The organism is Streptomyces cavernae (assembly GCF_004023625.1).
GTDB classification, from domain to species: Bacteria; Actinomycetota; Actinomycetes; order Streptomycetales; family Streptomycetaceae; genus Streptomyces; species Streptomyces cavernae.
Genome location: NZ_RPDJ01000005.1, coordinates 301057 through 324629, shown reverse-complemented (window position 1 = coordinate 324629; position 23573 = coordinate 301057). Strand labels below are relative to the sequence as shown.

At 71.2% G+C, this 23573-nt stretch carries 20 protein-coding genes and 1 pseudogene; 7 read left to right on the top strand and 14 right to left on the bottom strand.

What is annotated here, in order from left to right:
• The first annotated feature begins 13 nt into the window (after window positions 1-13).
• A complete protein-coding gene (locus tag EF387_RS16045; RefSeq protein ID WP_128377326.1) occupies window positions 14-760 on the top strand; it encodes an IclR family transcriptional regulator in 747 nt (248 codons plus the stop codon).
• A 261-nt stretch (window positions 761-1021) separates the two neighbouring features.
• The gene (locus tag EF387_RS16040) at window positions 1022-1765 is read left to right on the top strand and encodes an IclR family transcriptional regulator (protein WP_128377325.1); all 744 of its coding nucleotides are present in this window, start codon (window positions 1022-1024) and stop codon (window positions 1763-1765) included.
• 108 nt (window positions 1766-1873) lie between these two features.
• Here EF387_RS16040 and EF387_RS16035 read toward each other — a convergent pair whose 3' ends face one another.
• Genes EF387_RS16035 through EF387_RS16025 form a run of 3 tightly spaced genes read right to left on the bottom strand, consistent with a single transcriptional unit; the run spans window position 1874 to window position 7454 of the window.
• A complete protein-coding gene (locus tag EF387_RS16035) occupies window positions 1874-3313 on the bottom strand; it encodes an NAD-dependent succinate-semialdehyde dehydrogenase (RefSeq protein WP_128377212.1) in 1440 nt (479 codons plus the stop codon).
• Window positions 3310-6192: an FAD-binding and (Fe-S)-binding domain-containing protein gene (locus EF387_RS16030; protein WP_128377211.1), complete on the bottom strand. Its 2883-nt coding sequence runs from the start codon at window positions 6190-6192 to the stop codon at window positions 3310-3312. Before EF387_RS16030 ends, EF387_RS16035 begins: the two co-directional genes overlap by 4 nt.
• Complete coding sequence (locus EF387_RS16025) at window positions 6189-7454, bottom strand: aspartate aminotransferase family protein (protein ID WP_128377210.1); 1266 nt, start codon at window positions 7452-7454, stop codon at window positions 6189-6191. Before EF387_RS16025 ends, EF387_RS16030 begins: the two co-directional genes overlap by 4 nt.
• Before the next feature lie 345 nt (window positions 7455-7799).
• On the opposite strand from EF387_RS16025, the gene EF387_RS16020 reads away from it, so the two are divergent.
• The gene (locus tag EF387_RS16020) at window positions 7800-9470 is read left to right on the top strand and encodes a PucR family transcriptional regulator (protein ID WP_128377209.1); all 1671 of its coding nucleotides are present in this window, start codon (window positions 7800-7802) and stop codon (window positions 9468-9470) included.
• Between the two features lie 93 nt (window positions 9471-9563).
• Here EF387_RS16020 and EF387_RS16015 read toward each other — a convergent pair whose 3' ends face one another.
• Window positions 9564-11237, bottom strand: coding sequence for a RecQ family ATP-dependent DNA helicase (locus EF387_RS16015; protein WP_128377324.1), 1674 nt, complete (start codon window positions 11235-11237; stop codon window positions 9564-9566).
• Window positions 11238-11628: 391 nt separating this feature from the next.
• On the opposite strand from EF387_RS16015, the gene EF387_RS16010 reads away from it, so the two are divergent.
• The gene (locus EF387_RS16010) at window positions 11629-12204 is read left to right on the top strand and encodes a hemerythrin domain-containing protein (protein WP_420802579.1); all 576 of its coding nucleotides are present in this window, start codon (window positions 11629-11631) and stop codon (window positions 12202-12204) included.
• A gap of 482 nt (window positions 12205-12686) precedes the next feature.
• Window positions 12687-12851, top strand: coding sequence for a hypothetical protein (locus EF387_RS48355; protein WP_238431540.1), 165 nt, complete (start codon window positions 12687-12689; stop codon window positions 12849-12851).
• Between the two features lie 798 nt (window positions 12852-13649).
• Here the strand turns inward: EF387_RS48355 and EF387_RS16000 are convergent.
• The 4 genes from EF387_RS16000 to EF387_RS15985 all read right to left on the bottom strand — a co-directional run bounded on the left by EF387_RS16000 (window position 13650) and on the right by EF387_RS15985 (window position 17367).
• A complete protein-coding gene (locus EF387_RS16000; RefSeq protein ID WP_128377207.1) occupies window positions 13650-14288 on the bottom strand; it encodes a hypothetical protein in 639 nt (212 codons plus the stop codon).
• Window positions 14289-14475: 187 nt separating this feature from the next.
• Window positions 14476-15570 (bottom strand): carboxylate-amine ligase, encoded by a 1095-nt coding sequence (locus EF387_RS15995; RefSeq protein ID WP_128377206.1) that lies wholly within the window; start codon window positions 15568-15570, stop codon window positions 14476-14478.
• A 427-nt stretch (window positions 15571-15997) separates the two neighbouring features.
• A complete protein-coding gene (locus EF387_RS15990) occupies window positions 15998-16687 on the bottom strand; it encodes a type 1 glutamine amidotransferase domain-containing protein (RefSeq protein ID WP_128377205.1) in 690 nt (229 codons plus the stop codon).
• Between the two features lie 86 nt (window positions 16688-16773).
• Window positions 16774-17367, bottom strand: coding sequence for a TetR/AcrR family transcriptional regulator (locus EF387_RS15985; protein ID WP_128377204.1), 594 nt, complete (start codon window positions 17365-17367; stop codon window positions 16774-16776).
• A 193-nt stretch (window positions 17368-17560) separates the two neighbouring features.
• Between EF387_RS15985 and EF387_RS15980 the strand changes: the two genes are divergently transcribed.
• Window positions 17561-17857 carry a hypothetical protein gene (locus EF387_RS15980; protein ID WP_202918276.1) on the top strand — a complete coding sequence of 99 codons (297 nt, stop codon included), beginning with the start codon at window positions 17561-17563 and terminating at the stop codon, window positions 17855-17857.
• A gap of 78 nt (window positions 17858-17935) precedes the next feature.
• A pseudogene (locus EF387_RS15975) lies at window positions 17936-18472 on the top strand (DUF488 domain-containing protein); the annotation flags it as partial.
• A 2-nt stretch (window positions 18473-18474) separates the two neighbouring features.
• On the opposite strand, the gene EF387_RS15970 reads toward EF387_RS15975, so the two are convergent.
• From EF387_RS15970 to EF387_RS15945, 6 genes are all read right to left on the bottom strand, one after another.
• A complete protein-coding gene (locus EF387_RS15970) occupies window positions 18475-19629 on the bottom strand; it encodes an XdhC family protein (RefSeq protein WP_128377203.1) in 1155 nt (384 codons plus the stop codon).
• A gap of 51 nt (window positions 19630-19680) precedes the next feature.
• Complete coding sequence (locus EF387_RS15965) at window positions 19681-20568, bottom strand: fumarylacetoacetate hydrolase family protein (protein WP_128377202.1); 888 nt, start codon at window positions 20566-20568, stop codon at window positions 19681-19683.
• A gap of 9 nt (window positions 20569-20577) precedes the next feature.
• Entirely contained in the window at window positions 20578-20976 is a 399-nt protein-coding gene (locus EF387_RS15960; protein WP_128377201.1) for a RidA family protein, read from the bottom strand.
• A gap of 9 nt (window positions 20977-20985) precedes the next feature.
• Complete coding sequence (locus tag EF387_RS15955; protein ID WP_238431539.1) at window positions 20986-21525, bottom strand: cupin domain-containing protein; 540 nt, start codon at window positions 21523-21525, stop codon at window positions 20986-20988.
• A complete protein-coding gene (locus EF387_RS15950) occupies window positions 21518-21880 on the bottom strand; it encodes a cupin domain-containing protein (RefSeq protein ID WP_128377200.1) in 363 nt (120 codons plus the stop codon). The genes EF387_RS15955 and EF387_RS15950 overlap by 8 nt, the downstream gene beginning before the upstream one ends.
• A gap of 71 nt (window positions 21881-21951) precedes the next feature.
• A complete protein-coding gene (locus EF387_RS15945; protein ID WP_128377199.1) occupies window positions 21952-23571 on the bottom strand; it encodes an FAD-dependent monooxygenase in 1620 nt (539 codons plus the stop codon).
• Window positions 23572-23573: the final 2 nt, after the last annotated feature.

Sequence of the window (23573 nt, the reverse complement as noted above, 5' to 3'; positions counted from 1 at the left end):
AAACCGGATGGAAATGAAGAGCGTCACCAGGTCGCTGCGGGTCCTGGAAGCGGTCGCCCAGCATCAGCCGGTAACCGTAGGGGAGTTGACGAAGATCTTCGGCCTCCCGAAGTCGACCGTGCAGCGCACCCTGGTCACGCTGGCCGAGGCGGGCTGGCTGCGGGCCAACCGCAAGGACACCACCCGCTGGGAGATCGGCGCCCGCGTGCTCGCCGTACGACCCGCCGCCCTGCAGGGATCCAGCCTGTTCGCCGCCGCCCGGGAGCCCATGATCCGCCTTCGGGACGCGGTGAACGAGACCATCCACCTGTCGGTGCCCGACGCACTGCAGTGCATGGTCGTGGTGGACCGCGTCGACTGCGACCACGCCGTACGGACCTTCCACAACATCGGCGACACCTCACCCCTGCACGCCACGGCCGTCGGGCGCGCCATACTCGCCCACCTTCCGAAGCAGGACCTCGAGGAACTCATCGCGCGCGGACTGGAACGCTTCAGCGACACGACCCCCGTCGACTCCGACGAACTGCGCGCCGAGCTGGACCGGATCCGCGCGGACGGCTACACGGTCAACCGCAACCAGTACCGCCCAGGCGTCTGCGCCCTCGCCGCGCCCGTGCTCGACGAGAGCGGAACACCGCTGGCCGCCGTGGCCATCTCCATGCCCGACTCCCGGTACGACGCGGACCGAGTACCCGAGTGGAGTCACCTGGTGGTCGGGACGGCCGCGGAGATCACCGGGCGCCTGGCGGGCGTCTGAAAGGAAGGCGGCGGCCCGAAAGCCCCCGCGCCGGTCAGGGCCGGCTCCCACGCACCAGCGCGGGGGCCGGCCCTCAGTGCTGTCTGCGGCGACCATACGTGCGCCCCACCGGGGGCAGGCCCGGCCCGGGCAGGATCCGGACTGTATGCCATATTGTGGAACGCCATGCTAGAATCCGGCACGATCGCGCCGAGGCTCCAGAAGGGAGTCACGAACGTGAGCACGACGAAGCCGGACAACTGAACGGGGAATCGAATGGAGATGAAGAGCGTCACCAGGTCGCTGCGCATCCTGGAAGCGGTCGCCCAGCACCAGCCTGTGACCGTGGGAGAGCTGACGAGGCTCTTCGGCCTGCCCAAATCGACCGTGCAGCGGACCCTGGTCACGCTCAACGAGGCGGGCTGGCTGCGGGCGAACCGCAAGGACACCACCCGCTGGGAGATCGGCGCCCGCATCCTCGCCGTACGACCGGCCGCCCTGCAGGGATCCAGCCTGTTCGCCGCCGCGCGCGAGCCCATGACCCGGCTCCGCGACGCGCTGAACGAGACCATCCACCTGTCGGTGCCCGACGCACTGCAGTGCATGGTCGTGGTGGACCGCGTCGACTGCGACCACGCCGTACGGACCTACCACGCCATCGGCGACACCTCACCCCTGCACGCCACGGCCGCCGGGCACGCGGTCCTCGCGCATCTGCCCAAGTCCGAGGTGGACGAGGTCGCGGCGGGCACACTCGAGGGCTACGGCAAGGAGACCATCACCGACCCGGTGGAGCTACGTGCGGAGCTCCGGCGCGTCAGAGACCGTGGCTACGCCGTCAACCACAACCAGTACCTCCAGGGCGTCTGCGCCATCGCGGCACCCGTCCTGGACGGTGACGGCGTGCCGCTGGCCGCCGTGGCCGTCTCCCTGCCCGACTCCCGCTTCGAGCCCCGCCGGCTCGCCGAGCTGGGGCGACTGGTGACCGACACCGCGGCGGAGATCACCGCTCGCCACCTGCGCTGAGAGCGCGGCCCCCGCGACCCCACGCCCGGCCAGGAGGACAGGCCGACCGGGCGCGGGGTGGCCCGCGTGGCGCGCGACGGGACGCGTGTCAGGGCAGGGCCGCCACCGTCATCGCACGGGCACCGCGAGGTACTGGTACTCCAGGAACTCGTCGATCCCGACCCGGCCGCCCTCGCGGCCGAGCCCGGACTGCTTGACGCCACCGAAGGGCGCGGCGGGGTTGGAGACGAGGCCGGTGTTGAGGCCCACCATGCCCACCTCCAGGCTTTCGCTCACGCGCAGGGCGCGGTCGAGTCCCTCGGTGAAGACGTAGCCGACGAGACCCCAGGGGGTGTCGTTGGCGCGGCGGACGACCTCGTCCTCGTCGTCGAAGGTGAGGATCGCCGCGACGGGGCCGAAGATCTCCGTGTCCATCAGGCGGCTGTCGGCGGCGACATCCGTCAGCACGGTCGGCGGGTAGAAGCAGCCCGGGCCCTCGGGCTTACGGCCGCCGACGAGCACCCGCGCGCCGCGCTCCACCGCGTCCGCGACCAGTTCCTCGACCTTGGCCCGCCCGGCGGTGTCGATCAGCGGGCCGACGTCGACGCCGTCCCGGGTGCCCGGGCCCACGACCAGCGCGCCCATCCGCTCGGCCAGGCGCCGCCCGAACTCCTCCACGACCGACCGGTGCACGAAGAAGCGGTTCGCGGCGGTGCACGCCTCGCCCATGTTGCGCATCTTGGCGACCATGGCGCCGTCGACGGCCTTGTCCAGGTCGGCGTCCTCGAAGACGATGAACGGCGCGTTGCCGCCCAGCTCCATCGAGGTCCGTACGACAGCGTCGGCGCACTGGGCCAGCAGCAGCCGCCCGACCCCCGTGGAGCCGGTGAAGGAGAGCTTGCGAATCCGCCCGCCGCGCACGAGCGGTTCGCACACCTCCCCCGCACGGGAGGTGGTGACGACGTTCAGCACGCCGTCCGGCAGCCCGGCCTCCTGGAGGATCGCGGCGAGGGCCAGGCTGGAGAGAGGGGTCTGGGGGGCCGGCTTGAGCACCATCGTGCAGCCCGCCGCGATCGCGGGCCCGATCTTGCGGGTGCCCATGGCCAGCGGGAAGTTCCATGGGGTGATCAGCAGGCAGGGGCCCACCGGGCGGCGGGAGAGCAGCATCCGGTTGCGGCCGTCCGGCAGGGTGCCGAGGCCGCCGTCGATGCGGACGGCTTCCTCGGAGAACCAGCGGAAGAACTCCGCCGCGTACGCCACCTCTCCCCTGGCCTCGGCGAGCGGCTTGCCCATCTCGGCCGTCATCAGGTGCGCGAGCTCGTCGGTGCGTTCGAGGATGATCTCGTACGCGCGGCGCAGGATCTCACTGCGCGCCCGAGGTGCTGTACGAGCCCACTCCTGCTGCGCCTGCACGGCCGCGTCCTCCGCGAGCCGGGCGTCCTTGGCGCCGGCGTCGGCGACGTGGCAGAGGATCTCGCCGGTAGCGGGATCGTCGACGGGCATGGTGGCGCCGTCCGCGGCGTCCACCCAGGCGCCACCGATGAACAACTGCGTGGGTGTGTCGGTCATGAGGATTCTCCTGGTCGGTCGGCGGCGGGGTCGAGCAGTTCCGCGAGGTGCACGGCGTGGATGCCTCGGTCTCCGGCGAGGTGGTCGATCTGGGTCGCGCAGCTGAAGCCGTCGGCCACGACGACGGCCGGTGCGTCAGGGCCGATGCCGTCGAGGCGTGGCTTGAGGGCCAGGTCGGCGACGGCCATCGAGGTGTCGTAGTGCTGTGCCTCGAAGCCGAAGTTGCCGGCGAGTCCGCAGCAGCCCTCCGCCTCGTCGACCTTCCGTACGCCGAGGCGGCCGAGCAGGTCGCGCGGGTGGCGGCCCTGGAAGGTGGCGTATTCGTGGCAGTGGGTCTGCAGGACGACGTTGTCCGGCAGCCGTGGGGGCGACCAGCCGGGCGCGGCGAGGTCGGTCAGGGCCCCGGTGAGGGTGTGGACACGGTCCGCCACGCGACGGGCCGCGCGGGTGCCGAGGAGTTCGGGCACGTCTCGCTTGAGGGCTGCGGCACAACTCGGTTCGGCCACGATGATGGGCCGGTCGTCGCCGTTGTCGAGGCGGGCGACGGTACGGGCCATGATGCGGCGTGCGACGGACAGCTGGCCGGTGCTGACCCAGGTCAGGCCGCAGCACAGGCCGTCCTCCGCGGTGCAGGGGATGCCGGCGTCGGCGAGTACGCGGCTCGCCGCTCCCGCCACCTCGGGCCGGAAGGCGCGGGTGAAGCTGTCGACGAACAGCAGCGTCTTCGCCGGTTCACCGGTCCTCGCCGTGCGCAGGGCCCGGCGTAGCGATCGCCGGGAGGCGAAAGCCGGGATCCGGCGCTGCGTGGTGACGCCTCCGAGGCGGGCGAGCAGCTTGCCGAGCGGGCCGCGCAGCAGGGCGTTGACGGGGCGGGCCGCGTACCCGGTGAGGGCCGATGTCAGGGGCAGCCAGCCCAGCGAGTAGTGGGAGCGGGGCCGGAGCCTGCCCTTGTAGTGCTGGTGCAGGAACTCCGCCTTGTACGTGGCCATGTCGACGCCGACGGGGCAGTCGCTGGAGCACGCCTTGCACGACAGGCACAGATCGAGGGCGTCACGCACCTCGGTCGAGCGCCAGCCCTCCTGTACGGTCCCGACCCGCACCATCTCCTGGAGCAGGCGAGCCCGGCCCCGGGTCGAGTCGTTCTCCTCGCCCGTCGCCCGGTAGCTGGGACACATCACGCCGCCCGCGTCGCCGCGGCAGCGGCCGACGCCGACGCAGCGGCGTACGGCGCCCGCGAAGCCGTCCTGGTCGTGCGGGAACGTGAAGAGCGTGTCGACGGGCAGCAGCTCGGGGGTGTGCAGTGCGAGGTCGGCGTCGAGCCGGGCCGGCGCCACGATGACGCCGGGGTTGAGCAGTCCCTCGGGGTCGAAGACCTCCTTGAACTCGGCGAACGCCCGGATCAACCGGTGGCTGTACATGACCTCCAGCAGCTCGCCGCGGGCCCGTCCGTCACCGTGCTCACCCGACAGCGTGCCACCGTGCTCGACGACCAGGGCGGCGGCCTCGGAGAGGAACCGGCGGGTCACGGCCCGGCCGGTGTCCGTGGCCAGGTCGAAGTCGATGCGCACATGGACGCAACCCGCGCCGAAGTGCCCGTACAGCACGCCGGTCAGGCCGTGCGAAGCCAGGAGCTTGCGGAAATCACGCAGGTAGGCGGCCAGGTCCTCGGGAGCGACCGCCGCGTCCTCCCAGCCGGGCCAGGACTCCCCGCCGTCCACCAGACGGGCGGCGAGCCCCGCCCCGTCCTCACGGACCCGCCACAGCGAACGCCGCTCGGCCGGGCTCCGAACGACCCGACCGCCGGTCATCCGGCCCTGCGCCTTGAGCACGTCCAGCAGTTCGGCGGCGCGGGCGTCGACCGCCGCCTGGTCGTCACCGTCGAGTTCGACGTAGAGCCAGGCACGTCCCTCCGGCAGTCCGGTGACGGAGTCCGCGCCGCGCCGGGCACGCATGGTGGCGACGATCGCCTCGTCCATGCCCTCCACGGCGGTGGGACTCCAGCGCAGGATCTCGGGGACGTCCTCGGCGGCGTCGACGACGTCGTCGTAGCCGAGAGTGAGGAGCGTCGAAGCCTGTGCGGTCGCCACCAGGCGGACCGTCGCCGCGGTGACGACCGCACAGGAGCCCTCGGTGCCGACCAGAGCGCGGGCCATGTCGAAGCCGTTCTCCGGCAGCAGGTGGTGCAGCTGGTAGCCGGAGACCTGGCGCGGGATGCGGCCCAACTCGGTGCGGATCGGCGCCAGATGGGCGTCGATCAGTCGGCGTACGTCCGCTTCGAGGCGGGCGACACGCCGGCCCGCGTCCGTGTCGCCCGGGTCGGCCGCGCGCAGTCCGGTGCGGTCGGCGACAGCCCGTACGCCGTCGGCCGTCACGATCTCCAGGGCCTCGATGTGGCCGCTGGTGCGCCCGTGCCGCACCGACCGGTTGCCGCACGCGTCGTTGCCGATCATCCCGCCGAGGGTGCAGCGGCTGTGCGAGGACGGGTCGGGGCCGAAAGCCAGCCCGTATGGGATCGTCGCGCTCTGGAGGGCGTCGAGGACCACGCCGGCCTCGACCCGCGCGGTACACGCCTCCGGATCGATGTCCAGAATCCTGTTCATGTACCGGGAGAAGTCCAGGACCATGCCGGGCCCGATGGCGTTGCCGGCCATGCTGGTGCCTCCGCCTCGTGCGGTGACGGGGGTGCCCGTCAGGCGGCAGGCACGCAGCACGGCCGACACGTCGTCGGCACTGCGGGGGAAGGCCACCGCCTGCGGCGGGACCCGGTAGTTGGAGGCGTCGTAGGCGTACGGGCCGGTCCCTCCCGCACCGGTCTCGATCCGCAGGCCGGGAGCGGTACGGGCGAGCTCGTCGACCAGGCGCGGGAGGGAGTCCGTCATCGCTGTGACGCCCCCGTGCCGGCCTCCACCGCGGTCGCCCACGCCTGGAGGCCCTCGTCCACCGCCGCCTCGTCGATGACCAGCGCCGGGATCATGCGTACGACCTGGTTCCAGGCCCCGCACAGCAGCAGGAGCAGTCCCTCGTCGACGGCGGCGCGCTGCACGCGCGCGGCGGTCTCGGGGTCCGGGCTGCCGTCCTCGGTGACGAACTCGGTCGCGAGCATGAGCCCGAGGCCGCGTACATCACCGATGCCGGGGGTCCGGTCGGCCACCGCCTCGAGACCGTGGCGCAGCCGCTTGCCCATCGCCTCGGCGTTCTCGACGAGCTTCTCGTCGCGCACGACGTCGAGGGTGGCGCAGGCCGCGGCGCAGGCGACGGCGTTGGCACCGTACGTGCCGCCCTGTGAGCCCGGCCACGCCTTGGTCATCAGCTCCTCGGAGGCCGCGATGCCGGACAGGGGGAAGCCGCTGGCCAGACCCTTGGCGGTGACCAGGATGTCCGGGGTGACGCCGAAGTGCTCGTGGCCCCAGAAGCGGCCGGTGCGGCCGACTCCGGTCTGCACCTCGTCGAGGATGAGCAGGAAGCCGTGGCGGTCCGCGCGCTCCCGCAGGCCCTCCAGGAAGGCGCGGGTCGCGGGCACGTAGCCGCCCTCGCCGAGCACCGGCTCGACAATGATCGCCGCCGTGTCGGCGGGCGAGGAGATCGTCTGGAGCGTGTAGTCCAGCTCCTTGAGGGCGAAGCGGGTGGCTTCCTCCTCGTCCCAGCCGTAGCGGTAGGCCGCCGGGAAGGGAGTGACGACGACGCCGCTCATCAGCGGGGAGAAACCGGACCGGAAGCGGGTGCCGGAGGTGGTCATGGAGGCGGCGGCGACGGTACGGCCGTGGAAACCGCCGTGGCAGACCAGGACGTTCGGGCGGCCGGTGGCCTGCCGGGCCAGCCGCAGCGCGGCCTCCACGGCCTCGCTGCCGGAGTTGGTGAAGAACAGGCTGTCCAGGCCTTCCGGCAGCACCTCGCCGAGCTTCTCGACCAGTCGGCGAAGCGGCTGGTGCATGACGGTCGTGTACTGGCCGTGGACGAGCGTGCCCACCTGCTCCTGGGCCGCCGCGACGACCTTCGGATGGCAGTGCCCGGTGCTGGTGACGCCGATGCCGGCGGTGAAGTCGAGGTAGCGGCGGCCGTCCTCGCCGTAGAGGTGGACGCCCTCGCCCCGGGCCGCCACCACAGGTGTGGCCTGGCGAAGGTGCGGCGACAGTGCGGTCATGTTCGTCTCCCGGCCTCGGTCCGCGATGTGTGTGTCTCGGATGTCGCGTTCTGGATGTCTGTTGCTCGGATGTTGCTCGGTTGTCTGGTGCTCGGTTGTCTGGTGCTCGGTTTTCTGTGTCTCCCGAGCATCTCGGCGGCCCCGGGCAGCGCCAATACGTGATCTGTCCAGCCGGGAGGCGGTGTCCGGACGTTGTGTCAACCCGGCCGGCCCACATGCACTGCCCGTGCTCCCCCTGGACCGTCGCGCCACGCCCCTTGCGCAGGTCAGCGGCGCTTGTCACAGTGGCCGGGCACTCCCCCGAGCTCATGCCTCCGCTCGAGCAGGGGACCCATTGGGAGACCCGTGAACGACAACCACCCCGCCGCCAACGGGCCCGCCCGTCCGCTCACCGTGGCCGACGTCCTGGCCCTTCCCGTCCTGGCCGCCGGACAGCCCCAGGTCGTCACCGGTGTGCCACACCTGGACCGGCCGGTCAGATGGGTCCACATCACCGAACTGACCGACCCCGCGTCCTTCCTCAAGGGCGGTGAACTGGTCCTCACCACGGGAATGCCCCTGCCGGACGACGCGGCCGGTGTGCGCCGGTACGTCGACGAACTCGCCGACATCGGGGCCGCGGCGCTGGTCATCGAACTCGTACGCCGCTACCACCGCCCGCCGGACGCGCTCGTCGACGCCTGCCACCTGCGTGGACTCCCCCTCGTCACCCTGGCCAAAGACGTCAACTTCCTGGAGGTCACCCAGGTCGTGCACGCGCTCCTGCTCGGCAACCAGGCGGAAGCGATGCGCCGCACCCAGCACATCCATGAGGCGTTCACCGCCCTGACACTGCGCGGTGCCGGACCGGAGGACGTGCTGAGCGCGGCGGCGGAGATGAGCGGCCGCACGGTCGTTCTGGAGAACCTCGTGCACCAGGCGCTGATCTGCGAACCGTCCGGAAGCACGGTGGAGGAGGCACTCGCCGGCTGGGAGCAGCGCTCCCGGGCGACCGGGCCCGGCGACCATACGGCGATACGCGGCCCGGAGGGCTGGCTCACGGCGCCCGTCGAGTATCAGGGCGAGCGCTGGGGCCGGGTGGCCATGCTCCCGGGCCGCCATGACCGAACCGACCGCACCGACCGCCGTGACAGTACTGACCGCACTGACGGGCCGACCTTCGGGCCGGAGGACATCACCGTCCTGGAGCGAACGGCGATGGCCCTCACGGTGGCCCGCCTCATCCACCCCACCTCCTGGGAACGCACCGCTCACCGGAACGTCCTGCGCGACCTGGTCGAACAGCGCCACCGCTCCCCCGCGGACGCCCGCACCCGCTGCGCCGCACTGGGCCTGCCGACCGATCGGAGTCGCTTCGTCGTGACCCTCGTGGACCTCGGCACAGGCCATGGGGGAACCGAGCCAGAGACCCGCCTGTTCCAGGAACTCCGGACGGCGGGCATCCCGGCCCTCGTCGGCGAACTGGCCCCCGACCGCCTCGGCATCCTGCTGGCCCTGCGGCCCTCCCAACCCTGGCGCCCCGTCGTGGAACGCCTGTGCAGCACCGCATCGGGCCTGGCCCCGCAAGCAGTCGTGAGTGTCGGCTCGGAGGTCACCGACCTCTCCTACACCGCCCGCTCCTTCCGCGAGGCGGTCCGCGTCGCCGAGGCAACCCCGCCCGGCCAGCCCCTCCCCCCGGACCGGTCCTTCCACGAGCTGTCCGACATCGGCCTGCGCCGCCTGCTGTACGCCCTCCGCGAGGACACCCGGATCCAGGAGTACACCGAACAGCGGCTCGGGCGACTCGTCGATCACGACACCCGGCACGGCAGCGAGCTGCTGACGACCCTGCGCCACTACCTCGACGCCGCCGGCAACAAGACCACCGCTGCTCGCCGGGGCGGCCTTTCCCGCGAAACGTTGTACCAACGGCTGCGCACCATCGAGCGTCTCCTCGACTGCGACTTGGAGTCCGGCGAACAGCGCACCGAATTCCACGTGGCTCTCGCGGCACTCGATGTGCTCAGGGCCCACTGACGAAGAACCACCTCCCGGTGCCGGGGCGGGCGGTGCGGCGCGGTCCCGGTGCGGTGCGGTCGCGGTGGCAGTGCGGTCGCGGTGCGTTGCGGCTCAGGGTCCGGTCAGCAGGTCGTGCTCCTCCACAGCCGCGAGGGACAGCGTCTTGTAGCCGACCTGCTCGAACAGCACGACGACGCGGTCCTCCTCCGTGCGCATGACCGTGCCCGCACCCCATTCGCTGTGGCGGACCCTGTCGTTCGGCTCGTACGGCGCACGGTGCCCGGCGGCGGGGGCGGATTCCCGGTGCCCGGCCTCGGCGCGGCGGTCATGGTCCTCGTCGCACCGGTCGCACCCGTCGCACCGCCCGCACCGCTCGTCGAGCTGTTCGCCGAAGTAGCCCAGGAGGTACTGGCGGCGGCAGGACAGCGTCTCCGCGTAACCGCGCATCATCTCGATCCGCGACCGGTCCGTCCGGCGCCGCCGCTCGAACACCTCCCCTGCCCGTTCGGCGGCCTCGTCCGGCGTCCGACCGGGAAGCGCCCGAACCGCGCGGCGCCTGCCTTCGACGGTCACCGCCCCGGCCTCTTCCAGCAGGTTCAGCAGATCGGTGGTTCTCCGACGGGACAGGCCGCACGACTGCGCCACCCGGCTACGGCTCACGGGGACGTCCTGGCCGAGCAGTGTGGTCATGATCCTGCCCAGTCCCTCGGTGTCCAGCACCCGAGCGGTGAGGAACTTCTGCAACCCCAGGTCCTCGGGGCGGTAGAACAGCACCGCGCGGGCCGGCTCCCCGTCCCGGCCGGCGCGACCGATCTCCTGGTAGTAGGAGTCAAGCGACTCCGGGACGGACGCGTGGGCCACGAACCGTACGTCGGGTTTGTCGATGCCCATCCCGAACGCCGAGGTGGCCACGACCACGGCGGGACTGCCGGTCATGAAGCCGTCGTGTATGCGGCGCCGGTCCGCTGCCTTCACCCCCGCGTGGTACGCCTCGGCGTCCACGCCGTCGTCGTCCCGTAGTCGCGCGGCGTATGTTTCGGCGTCCTTGCGGGTGGCCGTGTAGAGGATGCCCGGGGCGCGTGCCTCGGCCGTCCAGTGTGAGACGGCGGCGCGTTTGGTGGCGTCGTCGGTGAAGTTGTGTACCGCCAGGTGGATATTGGGCCGGTCGGCTCCGGTGGTCACGACATGGGCGTCGCGCATGTGCAGGTGCTCGACGATGTCGGCCCGGACCGGCGACGCGGCCGTTGCCGTCAGCGCGAGCACGGGTGGGCGGCCCAGCCGTTCGGCGGCCTCCCCGAGAGCCAGGTAGTCGGGGCGGAAGTCGTGCCCCCAGGCGGAGACGCAGTGGGCCTCGTCGACGACGAATAGTGAGGGGCGCAGCTCACCCAGCCGCTGCAGAACACTGTCCTTGGCGAGCTGCTCCGGTGACAGGAACAGGTACTCGGCATCGCCCTCCCGGACCGCCCTCCAGCCCCTGTCGGTGGCCGACTCCGGCTGCGCGGAGTTCACAGCCACGGCGTCCGGCGCCGCGCTCTCCCGCAGTCCGGCGACCTGGTCGCGCTGGAGGGCGATGAGCGGCGACACCACGACGGCGGGGCCGCCGAGCATGACGGTCGGCACCTGGTAGATCGCCGACTTGCCGGAACCGGTGGGCATGACGACGAGCACGTCGCGCCCCTCGAGCAGGGCTCCCATCGCCTCCGTCTGCTCGGGGGCCAGGTCGGTCCACCCGAAGCGTTCCCGGGCGATGCGGCGCAGCTCGGCGATCCGGTCGTGCGTGCCCATGGCCACCCCGGCCGGCCGGCTCCCGGTTCTCCGGTTCATGGCGTGCCCGGACGGTCCGCCGTCCGCCTGTGCGGTCCGCACCGGCGGAGGTCAGTGGTAGTGGCTCCCACTTGCACGGTCACGAAGCCTCCTTCACGGCCCCGAGACACTCCCGCGAGCCCGGTCCGGGTACCCCCCGTGGCCGCCACGACTCAGGGGTTCGCCGACCCACGCGAAGTCAAGGCGTTCCCACGGCCTTTGTGGCTTCGATGCCGCCGTTCGATTCCGCCGTTCGGGCCCGAGCGGTCGCGGGTGCCCGTCACCAGGGAGAACCTGGACGAGCCCAGTTGGCCGATGCTCCGGGCCGACGCACTCGGCACCGCACCTCATGGAGGACATCTTGACCGACGCCATGCCCGACCTCGACGACGCCGGCGAGGACGACGACGTCGTGACGCTGCTGATGCAGCAGCACAACCACATCCGTGACCTCTTCGCCGAAGTCGAGAACGCCCGCGCCGGCGACCGGGCGGAGGCGTTCCGCAGACTCGTCCGCTTCCTGGCCGTCCATGAGACCGCCGAGGAAGAGGTGGTCCACCCCTCGGCCCGCCGTTTGTTGAAGGACGGTGAGCAGGTGGTCGACGACCGTCTGGAGGAAGAGAGGGCGGCGAAGGAGAAGCTGAGCCGGCTCGATGACATGAGCCCCGACGACCCCGGGTTCATGCCCGCCTTTCGGGAGTTGCGCGCGGAGGTGCTGCAGCACGCGGCCTCCGAGGAGCAGTACGAATTCCCCAGGCTGCGCGAGAGCGCCGGAGCACAGCAGCTTTCCATGATGGCCACGGCTGTCCGGGCGGCTGAGGCGATGGCGCCCACCCGCCCGCATCCGGGAGTGGAGACCGCGGCGCAGAACATCGCCGTCGGCCCCATGGCAGCCGTGATCGACCGGACCCGCGACGCCGTCCGCAAGGCAATGGGCAGGGACAGCTGATCGGACCACGTCAGCCTTGGCGGTAGCCGGGTTGTGCCGCTGTGCACTGTGCGGGCTGCCCGCGTCGGCCCGGGTCGGCCGGCGTCGGCCCGGGTCCGCATCGGGCAGATAGCGCAACGGAGTCGGGGTACTCGCCGCGCACCGGCGCTCACCGGGACGCGCCCCGAGCGAGAAGGACTCCCCTGACCACGGGCACCCAATCACCGGCCGGCCCGACTCCCATGTCCCCGCGCGGGTTCTCCAGCGGCTGACCGGCCTGCCCGAACGGCCCGGCACACAGCCGCTGCCGGTCAACTGGGCCATGCACTTCGGCCAGGCCGCCCTCCTCGGGGTGCTGCGGTCGATCATGGCCCAGACAGGACTGCGCGGACCGGCCGTCTCCGCCGAGTTCACGGTCGTCCGCCTCACCAACGACCAGATCCTCGAGAACGCGACCGGCGTCGGTGCCCCACCCCCCACCTGGCCCCGCAAGGAACTCGTCGATGGATGTCCTGCACAAGGCCGTCTACGCCTTCGCCACCGGGGCCGTCGCCGACGCGCTCGCCGCCCGCAACGGCCCCGGCCCCGGACAACGCCATGCCGCCGTCCGCCCCGGCCGCCATGCCCACCTCGGACCCCTGCCCCGCGGGCAGGCTTACGGGGCGTGACCCCGGCGCCCCACGTCTCCCGTGGGGCGCCGCGCCCTTTCACGTCTCCCGTGGGGCGCCGCCGTGGATGGGGCGCGCGGCCGAGCAGGCGGGGTTCGTCCTGGAGGAGCGCGCCGACGGCTGGCTGCAGCGCACGACCCGGCGGGGAGGACCCCACTCGCTTCGTACCGTGTTTTGTCTTGTTTTTCCTGTTTCTCCTGTATTTCCTTGATGCCCTGGGGAAGTGCTCCCTAGCCTTGAAAGCCAGGTAACGCCAGCGCAGAGGAGAAAGCCATGAAGATCCGCAGGGCACTGGCAGCGCTCCTGCTGGCCGGCTTCGCGGGGTTCGCGGCCGCGGCCCCCGCCATGGCCGACCCTCCGGGACCGGGCGACAAACAGTGTGTCCCGGGCCAGCAGGGGAACCCGCATCCTGGCTTCAAGGCCGGAGCATGTAGCAACCCGTAACCGAGTGACCCCGAGGACCCCGTCCGCCGGAACGGCGAGGCGGGGTCCTTTCATGCCGGCTCGCCGCACGCATCCTCAAGAGACGGCCTGCGCCGCAAGGCAGGGTGTTGGTCGGCGGCACCCCACGGGGAGGCGTGGACCGGGGGCCCATAGTCGGCACCCCACGGGGAGGCGTGGACCGGGGGCCCATAGTCGGCACCCCACGGGGAGGCGTGGACCGGGGGCCCATAGTCGGCACCCCACGGGGAGGCGTGGACCGGGGGCCCGTGGTCGGCGGCACCCCACGGGGAGGCGTGGACCGGGGGCGCCCCAAGGGAGGCGTGGTCGGGCCAGGTGTCCCCGTGCCGCGGGTCCTTACTCCGGGCCGAGCGCCACCACCGTCGTGACTCGGGTGACGGCGGGGTTCCTCGGCACCGAACCGAATCCGAACAGCACGGGCGGTTCCACCGGTGCCATGGCCCCGAGGTCCGCACCTTCCCAGGAAGCCGACACCGCACGGATCGGGCGCAGGTCCCGGGCGCCGTACCACTCGCGACGGCCCCCACCGGCGCTGCCGCGGGTGCGCACGCCCGGCAGCAGCAGGCGGGCGGGCGGGTCCGTGAGCGCGCTCCATGCCGGACTGCGTGCGAGGACTCCTGGAACGGCATGCAGCACAAGGCCCAGAAGCCGTCGCCGGCCGGTGGTGAAGCGCAGGTCGAGCGGCCCCGCGGTGACGGTCCAGGTGTCGTCCTTGACACTCACGTCGACCGGGACGACACGCACCGTGTCGAAGACGTAGGTGCCGCTGATGAAGTCCGCTGTCTGCTGCGTGGGGGCCAGCAGCAGCCTGTTTCCGTCGGGGCGTTCCGCCATCACGTCGCTGAACGGTCCGAACGGTGACCGTTGCCAGTGTCCGAGCACGATCCGCGTGCCGGAGGAGGTGCCCATGCCCGCGATCCAGCCGTCGAAGCGCGGCCGCGGGCGGCGTGCGATTCCCCCGGCAATCCACCTCATCCGGCCGTGCTCGCTCGACGGGCCCGTGGAGCCTTGGCCGGGACCAGGGCCCGGGCCTGCCCGAGCGTCCTGAAGGCCGGGGGAAACACCTGGGACGGGGGGCCTGGAGGGCCTGAGCCGTCCATGCCTGACTCCTTCCGAGATGCGCGCCAGGTGCTCGCCGACCGGCATCCCTCGGCCGGCGGCGTCAAGGCATGGTGCTCTGGGCGATGACCAGGTCGGTGACTGCCCGCAGGCCGCCTTCGGCGAACGCGGCGCGTTGCCGGTCCGCGCCGGTCCCGTTCTGCAGAAGCCGGTGGAGCAGGGCCGTCACCTGCCGGCTGTCGCCGGACGCGTCGAGCGCGGGAGTGACGTACCGCAGGAGCTCGTACAGGACGTCGCCGGCCCGGCGTGGTCGGCCGATCGGGTCGACAAGGGTACTGCTCAGGCCGTGGCGGGCGGCGTGCCACATGCTCGCCTGCAGCAGTTCCGGGGCGCAGTCGAGCGCCGGAGCACCGGCGGTCACCTCCGCCAGGACGGTATCCACCAGGGCCCGGACGAGCCCCGTGAGCATCACCGCGTCATCCGCGCCCAGCTGAACGTCCAGGCACCGCACCTCTACGGTGGGATACCGCGCCGAGAGGCGGGCCTGCCAGTACAACTGACCGGTGTCCGATATCGCACCGCTGTCCAGCAGTTGTTGCACGCGCCGGTCGTAGTCGGCGACGTCGGAGAAGTACGGGGGCATGCCGCTGACCGGCCAGCGACTGAAGATCATGGTGCGCCAGCTGGCGAAGCCGGTGTCGCGGCCGTCCCACAGCGGGGAGTTCGCCGACATGGCCGTGAGCGTCGGCAGCCAGACGCGGATCCGGTTCAGGACCTGCACGCCCGTCTCCCGGCTCGGTACCGCGACATGGACGTGCATGCCGTTGACCAGCTGCTCCGCCACCAGCTGGGGCGCCTGGGTGAGCATGGCCCGGTAACGGGCCCGGTCGGTGACGGCCACGGGGTGGCCGTGGCGCATCGGGGGTGTGGCGCAGGCCGCGATGCGGCAGCCGTGCGTCTCGGCGGCCGCCCCCACGGCGTGCCGCAGCCGCAGCAGGTGTCCTCCGGCCTCCTCCAGCGTGCCGCACACCGGGGTGGCCACCTCGACCTGCGCCTGCAGCAGCTCGCTCTGTACCTCCTGGTCGGCCACGAGAAGTCCAAGTCCCGCGGCGGCGCGCACCTTGTCGGCCAGGGGTACCGGCAGGCCCGTGACCGGGTCGAGAAGCATGTACTCCTCTTCCACGCCGATCGTCGTCATCGATCGCCTTCTGTTCCGCCCGCTGCCGGACTGACTGGATCTCGATGGGCCCGGCCGGTGCATGTCACACAGCGTTGGTCACCTCGGAAGGGGTCACACACACGCCGCGCGTGACCCGAGTGCCGCAGTCACTTCATGACAAACCATGACACAGTCATGGACCAGACCGCTCGCGCACGATTTGGTGATCTGCCGTCCCTCGGTCAGGTTGAGTTTGGGCTGCGAGCGACTCCCGCCGCACTGCCCGAGACCGCGGCACCGGTCCGCGGCCTCGGGCTCCTGTTCCGCTGCCGACGACGACCGATCGCCCCGTGTCCGACGACCGGTGTCACCTGGTGGCCTGCCCGGGCCGCCCGGGCCGAGCCGGCGTAGAGAGCCGGCTCGGCCGGGTCGCTCACGCGCTCGCGGAGCATGACGACGTAGGCGCTCACACACCGCCCTTGGTGACCAGCTCGATCAGGGCGTCGGCCGCGGGGGCGGAGGAGGCGGGGTTCTGCCCGGTGATCAGCAGACGGTCCGTCAGGACGTAGGGCTGCCAGTCGCCGGCCTTGGAGTAGACGCCTCCGAGCTTGGTGAGTTCGTCCTCGACCAGGAAGGGGACGACCTCGGTGAGCTGGACGGCCTCTTCCTCGGAGTTGGCGAAGCCAGTGACGTTCCTGCCGTGCACCAATGGGGTGCCGTCCTCGTTGACGGTGTGCCGCAGGACGCCCGGTGCGTGGCACACCAGTCCCACCGGCTTGCCCGAGCGCAGGGTCGTTTCGATCAGCCGGGCGGAGGCGGCGTCCTCGGCCAGGTCCCACAGCGGTCCGTGCCCGCCGGGGTAGAAGACCGCGTCGAAGTCACCGGCCGCCACCGCATCGAGACGCACGGTGTTGGCCAGTGCCTTGGTCGCCTCAGCGTCGGCCTCGAAGCAGCGGGTGTCGTCGGTCTGGAAGCCGGGCTCGTTGCTCTTGGGGTCCAGCGGCGGCTGCCCGCCTTTGGGCGAGGCGAGCGTGATCGCCCAGCCGGCCTCCTTGAAGCGGTAGTACGGCGCCGCCAGCTCCTCCAGCCAGAACCCCGTCTTGCGGCCGGTGTCCCCCAGCTCGTCGTGCGAGGTGAGAACGATCAGAACCTTCATGACACACTCCTTGTCTGAGTAGACCAGTCTACTATTACGGTCGAAATGAGCTCCCATGCCCGGGGCGGGCATGGGACACGGGCCTTCTACAGGTGCAGAAGATTGCGGGTCACCGTGGTGACGGTGTCGAGCGGCGCCAGGCTGCGATGGATCTTGGCCATCACACTCGCACCGAGCCACATGTCGTACAGCGCCTGCGCGACGTCGCGGGCCTCACCGTCGACCGAGAGAGATCCGTCCTCCAGGCCGCTGGTGATGGTTTGCTCGAGGCGGTCGACGATGGCGCCAGTGCCTTCCTTCAGAGCCAGACGCATCGACTCGGACAAGTCCGCGACCTCGGCGCCGAGTTTCACAGCCAGGCACCTGCCCTGGCACTCCTCGACGCTCTGCGTCTCCCGCCACTGCTGCCAGTAGGCCATCAGCCGCTCGGCTGCCGACCGGCCGGACCGGGCGAGAATAACGTCCATGTCCGCGAGGTAGTCCGCGAAGTAGCTCCTCAGCATCGCTTCACCGAAGGCGTCCTTCGAGGCGAAGTAGTGATAGAAGGACCCCTTCGGTACGCCGGCCTCCGCGAGAACCTCGTTTATACCGACGGCGGAATAGCCCTTGCGGGCCATGATCCCCTGGGCGGTGTCGAGGATGATCCGACGGGTGTCTGTGTTCCGTGTGGTGACCGGCATGCATGAACCATAGCACCCAAGTAGACCAGTCGTCTAGCACAAGGGCGGCCGCCCATTCGGCGGCCCGAACGGGAACCGCCCGGACGGGGCAAGGACGAAGCTCGTCCCCATGAACTCGGTGCGGTGCTGCATGCCGACGGCACTGATGGGTACGCCGTCGGCGTCGGCACTCACCTCCTGACCGGGAGGCACCATGTCTTTGTGGTCATGGGTCCGCGAACATCTGTGGGGCCGCTCGACCGAGCCCGCCACGCCCGCCGGAACCGCAGAGGTCCAGTCGGGCAGGCCGGAGGACACGGGCGGGAAGCGGGAAGAGGCGGCGGACCGGCACAGCACGACAGGAACGACACCCAACGACGTCTTCGTGGGCCGGGTCGCCGGCGACGACCCCGGCTACCTGGAGACGGGCGCCGAGAAGCGCGCCGAACCGGATGCCGCGCAGGTGGCGAGACCACGACATCCACGGAGCGAGGACACCGGCATCGGCTGACTCGGCCGAGGACCGGTGCGCTCGGTGTATGGGCCATGACCGGACCGACCTTGTAGGCCACCGACCTTTGTAGGCCGCATGTCGAAGCCGCGCACGGAGCTGATCACCTTCGGTCACAGCACTGCCGACCGGGCAACGCTGGCGAAGCTCCTGCGCGAGGCCGGCGTCACCGCCGTCGTTGACGTCAGGACAGCGCCCGGCAGTCGGCGTGATCCGGACCTGTCGCGGCAGCGGCTGGCCCGGTGGATGCCCGAGGAGCACATCGCCTACCGGTGGGAGCGGCGGCTGGGCGGGTTCCGCAGGCCTGTGGCGGACTCACCGGACACGGTCTGGCGCAACGAGTCGTTCCGCGGCTACGCCGGTCACACCCGCAGCCCGGAGTTCGTCACCGCGATGGACGCGCTGATGCGGCAGGCGGGCGAGGAGCGCACCGCGGTGATGTGCAGCGAGGCGGTGTGGTGGCGATGCCACCGGCGCTTGATCGCCGACTTCGCCGTCCTGGCCCGCGATGCGCTCGTCCTCCACCTGATGCACGACGGACGCCTCACGGCGCACACTCCGACGCCAGGCGTGCGCCTTCGCGGTGACGGCCTTCTCGTCTACGACGCGAGTCCCCCTCAGGAGTCATTACCCGGGGCGCTGTCCAGCTGCGACGCGGAGTGCCGGTGGATCGGGCCGTCGGTGGAACGCAGTGGACGTCCCGGTGCGCCGGTTCGGGCGGAGACGATGCCGGCGGCTATGGAGACCGCGGTCTCCTCAGGGGTGGTCGCGCCGATGTCGAGGCCGATGGGCGAGTGGAGGCGGGCCAGTTGGGCCTCCGTCAGGTCGGTCGCGCGCAGGGCCTGAAGTCGCTGGGCGTGGGTGCGGCGCGAGCCCATGGCGCCGACGTACGCCAGGGGCAGCCGCAGGGCCAGTTCCAGCAGGGGCAGGTCGAACTTGGCGTCGTGGGTGAGGACGCAGACGACGGTGCGTTCGTCCAGGGCGCCCGCGTCGGCCAGGGAGCGCAGATGGCGGTGCGGCCAGTCGATGGTCACCTCGTCGGCGTCGGGGAAGCGCTCCGGGGTGGTGAACACCTCGCGGGCGTCGCAGACGGTGACGTGGTAGCCGAGGAAGCCGCCGATGCGGGCCACGGCGGCGGCGAAGTCGATCGCGCCGTAGACCAGCATGCGGGGCGGGGAGGCGTACACGGCGGTGAAGACGGTCAGCGTGCCTGATGCCATGGGGTCGCAGCCGCCGTCGACGGCGAAGCGATGCGTGCCGTTGGAGCCGCGCGCGAGCAGGGCCCGGCCGGCCCGGTCCGCGTCCGGGTGGGCGGGTGCGTCGCCTGCCGCGGCGGAGGCTGTGAGGGCCCTGACCGCGCCCAACTGCTCCATTGGGCCCTCCACGACGGTGGCCAGCGCGACGGCCCGGCCCTCGGCCAGGGCGTCGAGTACGAGCCGGACGGCTTCCCGGGAGGGCTTGTCCGCGACGCGCCGCACCAGGACGTCGATGACCCCGCCGCACGACAGACCGACCGCGAACGCGTCGGTGTCGCTGTAGCCGAAGGAGACTCTGTGCGGGACCCCTGTCTCCAGCACCTCCAGCGCGAGGTCGTACACGGCGCCCTCGACGCAGCCGCCCGAGAGGCTGCCGAGGACTCGCCCCGCGGCGTCGACCGCGACGCAGGTGCCCGGCGGCCGGGGCGCGCTGCCCTTGACCTCGACGACCGTGGCCAGCGCGAAGGTACGGCCGTCCGCGCACCACTCCCCCAGTTCCGCGGCGATGTCGATCATCGAGGTGTCTCCTTGTCGAAGTGGTGGCGTCGATCGCGCCGGCGCCGCGGATCACGTCAGCCGGGTCGGCGTCACCTTGTTGCGCAGCTCTCCGAGCCCGCTGACCCGGGTGACGACCACGTCGCCGTCGCTCAGGAAGATCTGCGGCTCCCGGGCGTTGCCGATGCCGCTCGGGGTGCCGGTGAGGACGACGTCCCCGGCCCGCAGGGTCATGCCGTGGCTGAGTTCGGCGATGATCCGGGCGAAGGAGAAGGCCATCTGGGCGCTGGACGCGTTCTGCAGCAGACGGCCACCCACCTCGCACTGCACCTGGAGGCCGGCCAGGTCGTCGATCTCGTCGGCGGTCGTCACCCAGGGACCGAGCGGCATCGTGGCGTCGATGCTCTTGCCCTTGAGCCACTGGCCGCCGTGCGCTCGTTGCAGGTCGCGCTGGGAGACGTCGTTGGCGACCAGGTAACCGAAGACGTGCTCCAGCGCCTTCGCCTCGGGGATCGACCTGCCGTCGCGGCCGATGACCAGGGCGATCTCGGCCTCGTAGTCCCACTTGGCGGACACTACCGGGTCATAGGCGATGTCGTCGGTCGGGCCGATGACGGTGTCCGGGCCCTTGGTGAAGAAGGTGGGGTGTTCGGGGCGGCCGGACGGGTCCTGACCCTCGCGCTTGCCCCGGGACTCCTCGAAGTGGTCCCAGTAGTTCCAGCCGGTGCACAGGATGTCACGGTTGAAGCGGTGCAGTGGCGACTGAAGGCGGACCTCGCCCAGTGACAGCAGTTGGGCGGTGGGGAGCGCGGCGCGTGCCTCGTCGAGTGCCGCGGGTCCGCCGCGGACGATGTCGTCGACCGTACCGAGCGCGAGGGGCAGCAGCGCCACACGCTGCTCGGCCTCGTGCACGGCACCGGCCCGCCGGACACCGTCCACGGTGAGGGCAGCAAGTTTCATGACGGTCCCTCAGTTCCCTATCGATGCAATGGCGTTGATCTCGATCAGGTAGTCCTTGTTCACGAACTTCGAGACCTCGACCATCGTGGACGCGGGCGCGACACCGGTGAAGTACTGCCTGCGCACGGCGTGGATCGCGTCGAAGTCCTCCATGTTGCGGACGTACACGTCGACCCGGGCGATGTCGTCGAGCGTGCCGCCCGCCGCCTCGACGGCTGCCTGGAGGTTCCGGCAGACCTGGTGGGTCTGTGCGGTGATGTCGCCGACGCCGGTGACGGTGCCGTCCTTGGCGCGGGCCGTCATGCCGGAGATGAACAGCAGCCGGCCGCTCGTCTCGATCACCGTGGCCTGGGCGAAGTGACCGTTGGGTACGGCGAGTTGGGGCGAGATGACTTCTTGCTTGGGCATGGAGGTTCCTCAGCGGGCGTCGTCGGGGCTGCTGTACCAGTCGGGCTGGGTGGGGTAGTGGGGGCCGTCGTAGACCTCGAGGAGGATCGACTCCTCCTCGGCCAGGGTCGGGCCGTGCAGGCTGCCCTTGGGGTTCCAGTAGAAGGAGCCCTCGGTGAGGGTGAGGCCCGTCGGCAGGTAGGTGTAGCGACCCTTGAGGCAGAACATGAACTGGTTCGAGGCGTGGGAGTGGCGCGAGGGGATGCCCGATCCCTCCTGGAACCGGACGAGGGACATCGAGGCGCCGGTCTCCTCGTTGCGCCACAGCGCCTTGTGGGAGAGCCCGGCGAGGGTCTTGTCGGCCCACTGGAGGTCCTGGGTGTTCAGCAGGATCTCGCGGAAGCGGTAGAGGGCCTCGCCGTTCGGGCCCGAGGCGGCGAGTTCACGGGAACGGTCGGGGCCCTCGCCGCCGTACTCAGCCGGCTCGGAGAGGTTTTCCGCCCACTCCTCGGGGGAGATGGCGTCGGGGCGCGGGGGCGGGGACACCAAAGCGGGTGCGGTCTCAGTCATGCGTGGGCTCCTGCGTCAGGTTCTCGCCGAGTACCTTCAGTTCGACCAGCCGGCTGCGGTAGCGGGTGGTGCCGCGGTTGGTGAGCATGTGGATCTCGCCGGGCTCGCGGTACACGACTCCGCCGGCGGGCTCGTGAACCAGTCGGGGATCGCCGCCGGCGAGGGCGTCGATGCGGTTGTCGGCGGCCTCGAGGGCGATGACGAGGTATGGGTTGAGGTGCTGGTGCCAGGGCTGGTCGGCACCCGGTTCCAGGGTGATCTCCCAGACCCGTACGTGCTCGTTCTCGAAGACGATCTCCTGGCCGACGGGGGACAGTCGGACCTCGCTGCCGTCGGGGGCGGTGACGGTCGTCATGGCGGGTGAACTCCTTTTTGTTTGCCGGCGCGGCCGGCGCGCGCTTCGCGTGCTGATGTGCCGACTGGTCGTCAAGTACGCGGTACCGGGCGTCCGGTGATCCGCTCGTACAGCTCCGCGGCGCGGTCCCGGCCGTGGTCGCCCGTCGGGTCGTAGGGCACGATCGCGGCCACGTGGCCGTCGGGGCGGAGGAGGACGAGGGTGTCGTCGGCGACACCGAAGCGGCGCCGGACCCGCTCCCCCGGGTCGAACAGCGCCCGGTCGCGCAGGCCGGAGTCGTGCGGGGCGTCCCAGCGGCTGACCGCGTAGTGGCGCAGAGCCGGGGAGTTCTGGGCCGGGATCGCGGGGCGGCGGCGGGTGTCGGTGAAGTACAGGGCGACGAAGGAGTCGGCCGTCAGGTCGTGCAGGTACACCTGGCTGTGGGTGCCGAACAGCGGCAGGTCGGGGGCACGGTCGCCCGCCGCCACGGGGCTGGGCCGGTCACCGCTCTTCACCATCGACCAATCGCCGGAACCGTCCACGTCGAGCCGGACACCGAGCAGGGACCGTGTGAAGGCGTTGCCCCAGTTGCCGTCGGTCATCGCTTCGAGCGCGCCGCCCCTGCGGTCCATGTAGGCGCGGGCGGCCTCGGCCATCTCGCCGCTGCCCCGCACGGCCACGGGTGCCTGCTCCTTCTCGTACGCCTCGAGCAGCGACTCGTCGGCCCAGCCGCGCCGCACCCAGGCGAGCCGCCAGGGCAGGTTGGAGGCGTCCAGCACGCCGGTGTTGAGTCCGAGCGCCCACATCGGGGTGATCAGGTGGGCGGCGTCGCCCAGGAGGAAGATCCGGCCGTCGTGCCAGTGTTCGGCGACCCGGTGGTGGACGGTGTAGATGTTCGTGCCGAGGATCTCCAACTGCTGGACGTCGCCGATGAACCGGCGTGCTTTCGCGGCGAGTTCCTCGCGGTCGGGCTCGGGCCGTCCCGGGGCCAGCGGGTAGAGGAAACGCCAGCAGTGCGGCTGGCGGACCAGGATCATCCATTCCTCGGGGTCGCCGAAGTAGGCGAGGTACGGGTAGTCCCGGGGTTCGTCGACGTCCAGGTCCACCTTCAGGTCGACCAGCATGTAACGCTCTTCGAGCGTGCGGCCCTCGACCGTGATGCCGAGTTCCTCGCGCACCAGCGAACGGCCGCCGTCACAGGCGAGCAGGTGGCGCGCCCGGACCGTGCGCTCACCGCGGGGTGTCTCCAACCGGAGTTCCACATGGTCCTCGTGCTGGGTGAAGAAGGTCAGCCGGTGGCTCATGTGCAGCGCGCCTGGTGCCTTCTTCTCCAGCGTGGTGCGCAGCACGGGTTCGAGGTGGTGCTGGGGGATGTTGATGACGAAGGGGAAGCGGGTGTCCTCCGTCAGGTCTCCGGTGCGGACGCTGAGCGTGGGGGTGTTGGTGGCGCGATCGAGCTCGCCGATCTCGTCGACCCGTAGCGACGCGTCGAGCACCTCGCTCAACGCCCCGTAACGGTGGAGGACTTCGAGCGTGCGGGTCAGGACGGTGCCGGCCTTGGTGTCGAGGGACAGCCGGTCGTCCTCTTCGAAGACGACGACGGGGACGCCGTACTGGACGAGGCCGAGCGCGGTGATCAGGCCGATGGGTCCGGCGCCGATCACGGCGACGGGGAGCTCGTCGGCGTCGCCCGGAGTGAGCTGTTCGGTCATAG

Bases quoted from the DNA above. Each gene is read 5' to 3' on its own strand.
- EF387_RS16045 (WP_128377326.1), top strand. From the start codon at position 14: ATGAAGAGCGTCACCAGGTCGCTGCGGGTCCTGGAAGCGGTCGCCCAG.
- EF387_RS16040 (WP_128377325.1), top strand. From the start codon at position 1,022: ATGAAGAGCGTCACCAGGTCGCTGCGCATCCTGGAAGCGGTCGCCCAG.
- EF387_RS16035 (WP_128377212.1), bottom strand. From the start codon at position 3,313: ATGACCGACACACCCACGCAGTTGTTCATCGGTGGCGCCTGGGTGGAC.
- EF387_RS16030 (WP_128377211.1), bottom strand. From the start codon at position 6,192: ATGACGGACTCCCTCCCGCGCCTGGTCGACGAGCTCGCCCGTACCGCT.
- EF387_RS16025 (WP_128377210.1), bottom strand. From the start codon at position 7,454: ATGACCGCACTGTCGCCGCACCTTCGCCAGGCCACACCTGTGGTGGCG.
- EF387_RS16015 (WP_128377324.1), bottom strand. From the start codon at position 11,237: ATGGGCACGCACGACCGGATCGCCGAGCTGCGCCGCATCGCCCGGGAA.
- EF387_RS16010 (WP_420802579.1), top strand. From the start codon at position 11,629: ATGCCCGACCTCGACGACGCCGGCGAGGACGACGACGTCGTGACGCTG.
- EF387_RS48355 (WP_238431540.1), top strand. From the start codon at position 12,687: ATGGATGTCCTGCACAAGGCCGTCTACGCCTTCGCCACCGGGGCCGTC.
- EF387_RS16000 (WP_128377207.1), bottom strand. From the start codon at position 14,288: ATGAGGTGGATTGCCGGGGGAATCGCACGCCGCCCGCGGCCGCGCTTC.
- EF387_RS15995 (WP_128377206.1), bottom strand. From the start codon at position 15,570: ATGACGACGATCGGCGTGGAAGAGGAGTACATGCTTCTCGACCCGGTC.
- EF387_RS15990 (WP_128377205.1), bottom strand. From the start codon at position 16,687: ATGAAGGTTCTGATCGTTCTCACCTCGCACGACGAGCTGGGGGACACC.
- EF387_RS15985 (WP_128377204.1), bottom strand. From the start codon at position 17,367: ATGCCGGTCACCACACGGAACACAGACACCCGTCGGATCATCCTCGAC.
- EF387_RS15980 (WP_202918276.1), top strand. From the start codon at position 17,561: ATGTCTTTGTGGTCATGGGTCCGCGAACATCTGTGGGGCCGCTCGACC.
- EF387_RS15970 (WP_128377203.1), bottom strand. From the start codon at position 19,629: ATGATCGACATCGCCGCGGAACTGGGGGAGTGGTGCGCGGACGGCCGT.
- EF387_RS15965 (WP_128377202.1), bottom strand. From the start codon at position 20,568: ATGAAACTTGCTGCCCTCACCGTGGACGGTGTCCGGCGGGCCGGTGCC.
- EF387_RS15960 (WP_128377201.1), bottom strand. From the start codon at position 20,976: ATGCCCAAGCAAGAAGTCATCTCGCCCCAACTCGCCGTACCCAACGGT.
- EF387_RS15955 (WP_238431539.1), bottom strand. From the start codon at position 21,525: ATGACTGAGACCGCACCCGCTTTGGTGTCCCCGCCCCCGCGCCCCGAC.
- EF387_RS15950 (WP_128377200.1), bottom strand. From the start codon at position 21,880: ATGACGACCGTCACCGCCCCCGACGGCAGCGAGGTCCGACTGTCCCCC.
- EF387_RS15945 (WP_128377199.1), bottom strand. From the start codon at position 23,571: ATGACCGAACAGCTCACTCCGGGCGACGCCGACGAGCTCCCCGTCGCC.